Source organism: Photobacterium sp. WH24 (assembly GCF_019204055.1).
Lineage (GTDB): Bacteria > Pseudomonadota > Gammaproteobacteria > Enterobacterales > Vibrionaceae > Photobacterium > Photobacterium arenosum.
In genome coordinates, this window is the sequence record NZ_JAGSOZ010000015.1 from 75,911 (window position 1) to 86,137 (window position 10,227).

The window sequence follows — 10,227 nt, forward strand, 5'->3', positions numbered from 1 at the left end:
TGACATGCCGAAACTAGCAGCAAACTTATCCATGCTCTTTACGGAAGTACCTTTCATGGAGCGTTTTGAGGCCGCCGCGCAGGCGGGCTTTCGCGGGGTGGAATACTTATTCCCGTATGCTTTTGAAAGCGATGCTATCAAAGCCAAGCTGGATGAGAATGGTCTGACTCAGGTACTGTTCAATCTGCCTGCTGGCGACTGGGATGCTGGCGACCGCGGTATCGCGGTCGACCCTAAGCGTGTGGAAGAGTTTCGTGCCGGTGTACCGGAAGCCATCCGCTATGCCAAAGCGCTGAACTGTACGCAAGTGAACTGTCTGGCAGGGATTGTACCTGCCGGCGTCACCCCGGGGCAGGCGGAAGCAACATTTGTTGATAACTTGCGCTTTGCCGCGGCAGAGCTGAAAAAAGCGGGTATCAACCTGATCATCGAAGCGATTAACACCCGTGATATTCCAGGGTTCTTCCTCAATACCACTCAGCAAGGTCTGGATATTATTGAGAAAGTCGGCAGTGACAATCTGGAGCTGCAATACGACATCTACCACATGCAAATCATGGAAGGTGATCTGGCAACGACCCTGAGTCGTGAACTGGGCCAAATCCGCCACGTGCAGCTGGCTGACAATCCAGGCCGTCACGAACCGGGTACCGGTGAGATCAATTACCACTTCATGTTCAGGCATCTGGATGAAATTGGCTATGAAGGCTGGGTCGGCTGTGAGTACAAACCGCAGACCACCACCGCAGAAGGCCTTGGCTGGCTGAAAGAATTTAATCAAATCTAAGGAGAGGATAATGACGACTATCGCATTTATCGGTACAGGCATCATGGGTAAACCAATGGCCGAGAACCTGCAGAAAGCTGGACACCAACTGGTCTTTTCCGACCATTACAATCCAGCTCCGGCAGATTTGGTTGCCAACGGTGCTCAGGTTGTCCATTCGGCGAAAGCCGCTGCGGAACTGGCCGAATACATCATCCTGATGGTGCCAAATACCCCTCAGGTTGAAGAAGTGCTGTTCGCTGAAAACGGTGTGGCTGAAGTGCTGAAAGCGGGTAAAACCGTTATCGATATGAGTTCTATCTCGCCTATCGAAACCAAAACGATTGCAGCACGAGTAAAAGAAACCGGTGCCGAGTTCCTGGATGCACCAGTATCCGGCGGTGAAGTGGGTGCGATTAATGCTGCGCTGACCATCATGGTTGGTGGTACTGAAGAAGCCTACGCAAAAGCACTGCCACTGTTTGAAGTCATGGGTAAGAATATTAACCTGGTTGGCGATAACGGTGCAGGCCAGATCTGTAAAGTGGCGAACCAGATCATCGTTGCACTGAACATTGAAGCGGTTGCTGAAGCCCTGGTATTTGCCTCTAAAGCCGGTGCCGATCCGGCGCGTGTTCGCGAAGCGCTGATGGGTGGCTTTGCCAACTCTAAAGTGCTGGAAGTCCACGGTGAGCGTATGGTGAAAGGCACCTTTGATCCGGGTTTCCGCATTCAGTTGCACCAGAAAGACCTGAATCTGGCGCTGTCCGGCGCTGAAGCACTGGGCATGTCTTTGCCAAATACCCAGTCTGCTCAGAACCTGTTTGACGCCTGTGTGAAACTGGGCGGCGAAGGCTGGGACCACTCAGCATTGATTCGTGCGATTGAAGAGCTGGCTAATCACAGCATCCGTCAGTAATCTGATGAAAAGGCGGCATCATTGATGTCGCCCCAGGTATACAGCTGGAAATCAGCTGTATCCTGAATAATTATTGTCACATAACAATTTTTAGTCTCCTTTGGTTATGTGGTCCCGAAACCGCGGGTTGGATATTAGGGCTGGCTTCTTGTCAGAGGTGGCTTAGCCGGCCCTACCAGTTCGATAAACAATGTGGGTGACAGTGACGGTTTCGGGTTTTTTCCCCTGTTGCTTGCCGTAACTGGGAGCTAACTTGACGTGGAGCGCAACATGCAAATGGAAACGCATGCATTTTTGACTGCACTGTTTAATCGTGCAGTAAAACAGGCCCTGCCCGGTGAAACCCTGAAACACTATTTACCTGAAGACAGAACAGGTAAAGCGGTGGTAATAGGGGCGGGTAAAGCCGCCGCCTCAATGGCCAGAGCACTGGAAAGTGTCTGGGAAGGTGAATTGGAAGGTCTGGTCGTGACTCGCTATGGTCACACCGCCGAATGCCAGAAGATCGAAGTGATCGAAGCCGCTCACCCGGTGCCGGATGATGCCGGCCGTGAAGTGGCAGAACGCATCCTGAACCTGGTTACCGGGCTCAACGAGAAGGATCTCGTGATCTGTCTCTTGTCTGGTGGTGGTTCGGCCTTGCTGAGTTTGCCTGCTCCCGGCATTACCTTCTCGCAAAAGCAGCAAATCAATAAAGCTTTGCTGAAATCCGGGGCGGCCATTGATGAAATGAACTGTGTACGCAAGCACCTGTCTGCCATTAAAGGCGGAAGGCTGGCTAAGGCCGTTGCACCTGCACAGCTGATTACACTGGCCATTTCGGACGTACCCGGTGATGAGGCAACAGTGATTGCTTCCGGTCCGACGGTTGCTGATCCCACTACCAGTAAAGATGCCTTAGACATATTGAGCCGCTATCAGGTGAGCGTACCCGACTCAGTGACTGAGTGGTTACACAGTCCTGAATCTGAAACAGTAAAACCGGGCGATGCCTGTCTGGAGCGGGCCAGGTTCGAACTGATTGCCAGCCCTCAGCTGTCATTGGAAGCGGCTGCCGAAGAGGCCAGCCAATGGGGTATCCCGGCGCATATCCTGAGTGACTGCATTGAAGGTGAATCTCGCGATGTCGCCAAGGTACATGCTGCACTGGCGAAACAAATTGCAGACCGCGAACAGCCTTTCACGCCGCCGTGCGTATTACTGTCTGGTGGTGAAACTACTGTGACAGTCCGGGGTGAGGGACGTGGTGGACGTAACAGTGAGTTTTTGCTGAGTCTTTATCATGAACTGCAGGGCCACCCGCAGATCTTCGCACTGGCCGCTGATACCGATGGTATTGACGGGGTAGAAGATAATGCCGGTGCGGTACTGAACCCGCAAAGTTATCACCAGGGACAGGCTCTGGAACTCAATAGCCAGGACTATCTGGATAACAATGATGGATACACTTTCTTTAAACAATTGGATTCATTGTTAACAACCGGTCCAACACTGACGAATGTTAATGATTTTCGCGCCATTCTGATTCTTCCGAAGGAGGAATCCGGTAACTGAATAACTCCTTGAGTTATGTTGTAAGTTGTAAGAGGCAACGGTAGGCACAGTTTTCTTTGTCCTTGGAGACTGTGTGCCCTTTGGGAATAGTGTCAGCGGCACTATTCCTTTTTTTATTGTTATTTCACCACGTACCGTCATTTCCGTGCAGGCGAAAATCCAGCCAGTCAGTCAGTACAAAACCCATTATTGATTGAGCAGAAAGGGCAAGGCTGAACTACACAGTCTGCCGACTGGTTGTATAGGATACTTTGTGATTTTGTCATGCAAAATCTCAGTGAGCAAAAGCACATTAAGAAAAGATGAACACAGGTAATTATTTGTCTGAACAGACTAAAAAGAGGAATGGGTGGGAGCGTGCAGCACCAACTTATACAATACCGAACTGAACACGTAGGCTGCATGCCCCACTGAGAACAGTATAGGGCATGATATTATTGTATACAATGTTGTTCTTTATTTTTCGTTAAATTGTTTACGATTTATCTTCGCTTTAACACAACATCTGAAAAGACAGCGTGGAGGTCACTGCTAATGGCTTCATCATCAAGGGCTAACTTGGCATTGATGTGGCCCAGGTGACTGCGCATCAGCGAAACCGCTTTCTCTGTTTCACCCGCTTCAATAGCGTCAAGCAGCTGGTTATGTTCATCAAAAGAGCATTGACCACGGTTGCCGACTTCATAAAGTGCAATGATCAGAGAAGTTTGCGACACAATACTGCGCTGGAAGGAAAGCAAAGGAGGGTTATTGGCCATACTGGCCAGCTGGATATGGAATTCACCGGAAAGGCGGATACCCCGGCCCACATCGCCTTGGTCAAAAGCTGCATGCTCATCTTTAACCAGTTCACGTAATTTGGCGACTTGTTCGCTGGTTGCATGTTCAACGGCCAGCTCGGTGATGGCGAGCTCCAGCACTTCACGCGCTTTCAGTACCTGCCGGGCTTCTTCAACATTAGGTGCAGCGACAATGGCACCACGGTTCGGGCGAATTTTAACAATCTGCTCGACAGACAGGCGAAGTAAGGCACGGCGGATAATGGTTCGGCTGACACCGAAAATTTCACCCAGAGCTTCTTCATTGAGCTTGGTGTTTGGTGGTAGGCGCTGTTCCAGAATGGCATCAAAAATGTGTCCGTAGACAATATCATCCTGGGTAAGTGTCGGACCCACAGTGGGTGATTTCTTTAACGTTGACTTTTTTTTCACTGGCGTGGTCACTACTTCTCTCCTAAAGCTTCTCCAGCTGCCCCGTTATTGTATGCAATTAACGCAAAAAAGCGAATTAACTTTTCAGAGTAAAATAAATAATCATATTTTCTCCGGTTCGCTTGCGCTCTTGAATCGCGATTGATCAGGGAAAAATGAAACAGAGTGTATAACCGCGTCCTGATGGCGACTCACTGACGGGGCGAAACTATTGAGTGCTAACCCGGTCCTGATTGAATAAATCTGCAAATTTTGGATAAGCCTCGGAGGCGGTTTTTCTAATAAATTCAATGGGCATGTCATCAAAACAACCGTGGTATTTTACATACTCCATGTGTTTGCTACCATCTTTTGTCGCGGAATGGAGAATAGCGTCATGTTTACCGTCAAATTCCAGTGGTTCAACGTTAAACTTCTCGCATAAAGCACGATCGAATACAGGCGTTACTTTCACCCAGCCCTGGTTCAGCCAGATCTCTGCATAACCATGCAGAGCGAAGTAGTCTGTTCCCAGCCATTCAACCAATGCCGGTGTTGATAAGTGATTGATCACATCCGCGAGACCAAGACGGGCCGGGATACCATGTTGACGGCACAGTGCGACCATCAGCGCCGCTTTTGGGATGCAATATGCCTGCCCAGTCTGAAAGCAATAACTGGCTTTCAGACTGGGCAGGCCATCCTGCAGCGTGTAGGGATTGTAAACAATCTCATCGCGAACCAGATAATACATGCTGATGGCTTTCTCGGCCGCAGTGTTACCTGTCACCTGTCGACTGAAGCTTTGGATAGCCGGGTGATTAAAATCAAAGTAGTCGGTAGCGCTCAATTGGTCTTCCATGTTAAGAGATCCTTTATGCTGTTATTCATTAGCAGACTAGAGTCTAAGCTCTATCTTGGCGAGTAGCACGGAAAGGTTTTGTGCGAGAGCTTGAGGTAATTCACATCAATGCTGGCATACCACAGATGGCCTGTGGACCCTATCCTATTCTTAGATATGACTGGCGACATACCAGAACCTTGATCTGTCGTGAGACACAGCATTGCATGGTGGTGACCAGCGGTTGGCCTGATCTGAGATCTGATGTAAAGGTGTGAGTATGGTATTAAAGCGACGGATTAACCGAACACTTCAGTTGCTGTTAAGCGATCTGTCAGATCGAGCTCTTGTCAACGCGAATCAATGGCGGGCAGGTTTGGGGGAGTTTGTTGAAACCGGCTTGCCGCCTGTGCCCAGCGATCTGGTGATCGCCACAATGAACGGTGTGATGGGGGATTCGCTTGAAGAGCGCAAAAGCCGGTTAGCACAGAAAATGGCATTCAGCAGCGGTATGCAGCCACTGAGCCTGGATCCTATTACGCTGGCCGGGCAATTGTCGCTGCCGCAGTCCCGGATAGTGATTTGTGTGCATGGCTGGTGTATGAATGACAGCCAATGGCAACGTAAGCCCCATGATCATGGGCGAAATTTGGCGAAGTTTGGCTATACACCCGTTTATCTGCGTTACAACACCGGGCGTCACATTTCATCCAATGGTGAAGATTTCACTTTATTGTTAGAGCAGTTGATTGCTGCGTGGCCTTGTCCGGTACAGGAGATTGTCATTATTGCCCACAGTATGGGGGGACTGGTCAGCAGGAGTGCATGCTTTTATGCCAGCAGACATCAGGTGAGCTGGATAAATCAGCTCACCACACTGATTACCCTGGGCACCCCGCATAACGGTGCGCCTCTGGCAAAATTGGCCAGCTGGGCTGAAACCCGGATTGCGGCTGTGCCTTACCTGCAATCTGTGGTTAGCCTGACCCGGCTGCGCAGCGCCGGCAGTAAAGATCTCAGTCTGGGAACCATCTGCCATTCCGACTGGCAACGTGAGCCACCGCCGCCTTACCCGCTTCGTCCTCCCTTACCTGAGGGCGTGGCCTGTTATGCTGTTGCCAGCTGTCTGAGCAAATATGTACAGGATGAAAGAAGCCGCCGTATCGGCGATGGCCTGGTGCCGGTCGCGAGTGCGTTGGGGGAAGGGGATGAACAGCAGCTGGCAGTGGGTTTTCCGGCCGTTAATCAGTGTGTCGTTGGCAGTGTGAATCATATGGGATTGCTCACACATCCTTTCGTTGCCAGAAAAATAGAGCAGTGGGTTCTGGCAAATAGCGGATAACCATCAAGCAGATTATTTTATGGTGAGAAACTGTAAAATTTATCCATGAGTTTTTTTTATCTTTCCCATTCAACCAATGATTTGTGACTCGCGAGGTGAGTGTCTATAAAGCTTCAACGCTAGGCTAATACGGACTCATCGCATGGATCTCGACACTATGCTTGATAGCCTGCACACGCAGGGTTGGTGTGTGTGGGACGATTTTCTTTCTGCAAACGAAATATCTGCATTGTTGCAATGCTTACCCTCTGAATGGTCACAAGCTGGCATTGGGCGTCAGGATGCCCATGCGCATGTGGCGTCGATCCGAAGCGATAAGATTCATTGGCTGAAAGAAGAGATGGGCCAGCCAGTTTATCACTATCTGGATAAGATGGAAGTGATCCGACAGGCGGTTAATCGCTACCTTTACCTGGGGCTGTTTGAATACGAGGCGCATTTTGCCAAGTACGAGCAGGGGGATTTTTATAAAAAGCATCGTGATAGTTTTCGTGGCAAAGCCAACCGTATTCTTACGACTGTGCTGTATCTGAATGATCAAGACTGGCAGGAAACGGATGGCGGAGAGCTGGTTATTTACAATAATGATGAGAGCTTTCTGACAAAGCTGGTGCCTAAAGGCGGGCGTCTGGTGATGTTTCTATCTGAAGATTTTCCTCATGAGGTGCTGCCAGCACATCGCCCGCGTTTCAGTATTGCGGGTTGGTTTCGGCTCAATGGCGTGAGCGCGGGCAGTCTGGATATCGCGGTGTAATTGTAGAATGATCATGCGCCCTGCAAGGGTCAACGTATAGGGTCAGCCGTCTTTCATTTCCACGCCCGAAACCGGCAATTCGCAACCTGAAACCTGTTATTTCCACTGACAAACCCCCTCAAAAACCGTCACACCGCAACTGCTTCCCAGTGGTAAAATCTTGCGCAAAATGTTTGATGTAGCTGCTTTTTTGTTAAGGGGGCATTGTGAGTGCGGATGACGATTCAGTGAAAAAAAGATATCCCAGGGCGTCTTATGCGCCCTTTGAGGATTACTCCACCCTTGCACCTCCGCCGTCGGCAGGGGAAGACCCGGAGCCAGTGGCACAGTTCGAGTACAGTTTTGATCTGTCCTGTTCGGCAGAGTCATTGCACCAGCACAGCACTTGCGAATTTGCGTTAGGCAACACCGAAGCAGAAGACTGGCGGGCAAACTGGCAAATCAAACCGATTGAACAGGGCTATCGCCACACCACAGAGGTCAGGGTTGAAGAGCCGAAACATTTGTACGTGAACCGCGCCAGCTCATCGCTGGGTGTGACTCCGGTTGAGCCGGTGACCGTTCATCCCAAAGGAGCCGGTCAGGTTCAGGAAGCTTTCGTGGCTGTTATGCCTGCGGTGGAAATTGACGGTCGTCTGGGCCACCCCACACAGGGTTACTTCTACCATTTTTGTGACGATAAGCTGGTGCAGGAATACCAGATTCTTGGTAATAAGCGCTGGGCATTTCAGGTGATGCATTCTACTCATGAACAGCTCAGTGATGCGCTTTATCAGGGCGTACAGAGTGCTATTTTGCTGCCGTGGAAACGGGGTGGTCAGAGAGCAGACAATCAGTATCTGGTCTACCGCCGCGAGCGGATCACCCGCCTGCATCTGGATAATCTGAGTGAAGACTGGCTGGTACAAAACGGCGTCAAAATCGATCTCGGTGCGCTGCTGGATGCCATCCGACAGCCTATCGTTAAGCGGGAAAACAGTAGCAATGAGCAGCGTCAGACTGAGTCAACAAGCTCTTATACGGTGCAGCACGATCCGGCCACCGGACAGCGGGAGTCATGGTCTGATATTGCACAGCAATACGGCCTGACCGCTCGTGAACTGCTGGATTTGAATCCAGGCTATGAAGAAAACCCCTTGTTGCTGGAGGCGGGACATATTCTGACGGTGCAATCACCGGATGCTGTGGCTGCCTCCGAGCCGGTCAGAGAGCGGCCGCCGGTGCCGCCAGCCGATGTTAATCAGCCGCTCAACACTTGCTATCACTACGACGGTTCGTGCATTGAAGATACCAGCATCATTCCGATGTATCCCAGCGGGCTGGCGGCAGACATTCCCGTCGTGCGTATCAAGTCGGTGGTAGCGCCGGTGTTTGCCAAGTCCTGTGAAACCCCGCAAGGATGCACAGACGCCGGTACATCGCCAGAGCCGATCACCCATTTCGGGCCGTTCTCGTGGTTTTTCAGCTCGGCTCATGCCAATCCAATCGCAGTTATTCAGGCACAGCAAGCCACCCAATCAGCACTTGCGAGCAGTGCTGGCGGCGCGGTTGGCAACAAGGCACTCAGTTCGGCCAATAAGGATGCCGCTAACGCTCTCACCAGGCTGACCGGCAAACTCGGCAGTGTGCTGGACGACTATCGGCTGATGACCTCAGGCGGGATTACCTCAGTGCTGATGATGCAGCGAAAAATCTGGCACGATGACGACACCCAGCACACCGAAGAAGAGCTGCATAACTTAGAAAGCGTGCAAAGCCGGATCCGCATCCGCCTGACCGACACGACGCCGGGCGAATCTTACCCGCAGGTTCGTGCGTATCACATGGATGACACCCGCATTCCGGTACGTTATGTCGGACTGGATCAAAAGACCAACAGCTACTCCGTTGCGCTGGAGGAAAACGGCCCGCATATTACCTGGACGCCGAATGAAGAGGGCAAGCCAGAGTGGCAACTGACACCGGATCATGACGATGGTTTTGAGGCGGACGATATTCGCACCATACCGATATCTGATATGCCAACCCCGACGGTTGAAACCTATCCTGCCGCAGAAGAAGCACACTGGAGCGATGCGATTCTGGTGTTTCCTGTCGATTCAGGGATTGCGCCGATTTATCTTGTTTACAAAGAAGACAGGCGTAATCAACCGGGTGTTGTCACAGGTAAAGGGAAAGATGTGCCGTGGGAAGACGGGTACTGGCTGGGCAAGGCGGCCAATGAAGGACAGGGGCAGTATATTCCAACCGCTATCGCAGATGCGTTGAGAGGGTGTGAATTTAAAACGTTCTCAGGATTGCAAACTGCAATATGGAAAGAAGTTGCCAAAAACCCAGAACTATTCAACCAATTTAAAACTTCGAGTCAGATTCAGATGAAAAAGAAAGGGAATGCACCATATTGTTTGCCTGATTATTGGGCTGGAGAAAGGGGAAGGTATGAAATACATCATGTTGAAGAAATTCAACATGGCGGGGATGTATATAATATTGATAATCTTAGAATAAATACTGCAAAAAATCATGTAAGGATCCATTCTAATGAAAAATGAACTAAACCAATACACTGAACAAGAGTTCCTCGAACTAGTTAAAGAGCCTTATGATGAGAATTGTGATGATCAATTAGTTGATGAGCTTCTTATTTTCTTCAATAAAAAAATTCGACATCCCAGAGGAAGTGCTTTGGTCACACATCCAGATATGTGTGGCATTGAAGACTCACCAGAAGCTGTGGTATCTGAACTTAAGCGCTGGTATGCCGAGCAAGGTTTACCCTGCTTCAAATCTGAATAATCATCGTACTGCACGCCACAATTGGTGAATTCCATTGATTGTGGCGTGTAATTCTCCCCTCAGCC

At 50.3% G+C, this 10,227-nt stretch carries 9 protein-coding genes; 7 read left to right on the plus strand and 2 right to left on the minus strand.

Going from position 1 to position 10,227, the window contains the following annotated elements; translation table 11 throughout:
• The first annotated feature begins 4 nt into the window (after positions 1–4).
• From hyi to KCG43_RS16910, 3 genes are all read left to right on the plus strand, one after another.
• Positions 5–787, plus strand: coding sequence for a hydroxypyruvate isomerase (hyi, locus tag KCG43_RS16900; RefSeq protein WP_192016496.1), 783 nt, complete (start codon positions 5–7; stop codon positions 785–787).
• Between the two features lie 10 nt (positions 788–797).
• Complete coding sequence (locus tag KCG43_RS16905) at positions 798–1,685, plus strand: 2-hydroxy-3-oxopropionate reductase (protein ID WP_192016497.1); 888 nt, start codon at positions 798–800, stop codon at positions 1,683–1,685.
• 270 nt (positions 1,686–1,955) lie between these two features.
• The gene (locus tag KCG43_RS16910) at positions 1,956–3,239 is read left to right on the plus strand and encodes a glycerate kinase (RefSeq protein ID WP_218386412.1); all 1,284 of its coding nucleotides are present in this window, start codon (positions 1,956–1,958) and stop codon (positions 3,237–3,239) included.
• A gap of 482 nt (positions 3,240–3,721) precedes the next feature.
• Here KCG43_RS16910 and KCG43_RS16915 read toward each other — a convergent pair whose 3' ends face one another.
• Together KCG43_RS16915 and KCG43_RS16920 are read right to left on the minus strand one after the other, a co-directional pair.
• A complete protein-coding gene (locus KCG43_RS16915; protein WP_370630705.1) occupies positions 3,722–4,462 on the minus strand; it encodes a GntR family transcriptional regulator in 741 nt (246 codons plus the stop codon).
• Positions 4,463–4,658: 196 nt separating this feature from the next.
• Positions 4,659–5,291 (minus strand): transglutaminase family protein, encoded by a 633-nt coding sequence (locus KCG43_RS16920; RefSeq protein WP_218386413.1) that lies wholly within the window; start codon positions 5,289–5,291, stop codon positions 4,659–4,661.
• Between the two features lie 259 nt (positions 5,292–5,550).
• Between KCG43_RS16920 and KCG43_RS16925 the strand changes: the two genes are divergently transcribed.
• The 4 genes from KCG43_RS16925 to KCG43_RS16940 all read left to right on the plus strand — a co-directional run bounded on the left by KCG43_RS16925 (position 5,551) and on the right by KCG43_RS16940 (position 10,162).
• The gene (locus KCG43_RS16925; protein WP_218386414.1) at positions 5,551–6,612 is read left to right on the plus strand and encodes a GPI inositol-deacylase; all 1,062 of its coding nucleotides are present in this window, start codon (positions 5,551–5,553) and stop codon (positions 6,610–6,612) included.
• A 142-nt stretch (positions 6,613–6,754) separates the two neighbouring features.
• Positions 6,755–7,366, plus strand: a complete 612-nt coding sequence (locus tag KCG43_RS16930) for a 2OG-Fe(II) oxygenase (RefSeq protein ID WP_218386415.1) — start codon at positions 6,755–6,757, stop codon at positions 7,364–7,366.
• Positions 7,367–7,572: 206 nt separating this feature from the next.
• Positions 7,573–9,918: an S-type pyocin domain-containing protein gene (locus KCG43_RS21545; protein ID WP_218386417.1), complete on the plus strand. Its 2,346-nt coding sequence runs from the start codon at positions 7,573–7,575 to the stop codon at positions 9,916–9,918.
• Positions 9,908–10,162, plus strand: coding sequence for a bacteriocin immunity protein (locus KCG43_RS16940; protein WP_218386420.1), 255 nt, complete (start codon positions 9,908–9,910; stop codon positions 10,160–10,162). The genes KCG43_RS21545 and KCG43_RS16940 overlap by 11 nt, the downstream gene beginning before the upstream one ends.
• Positions 10,163–10,227: the final 65 nt, after the last annotated feature.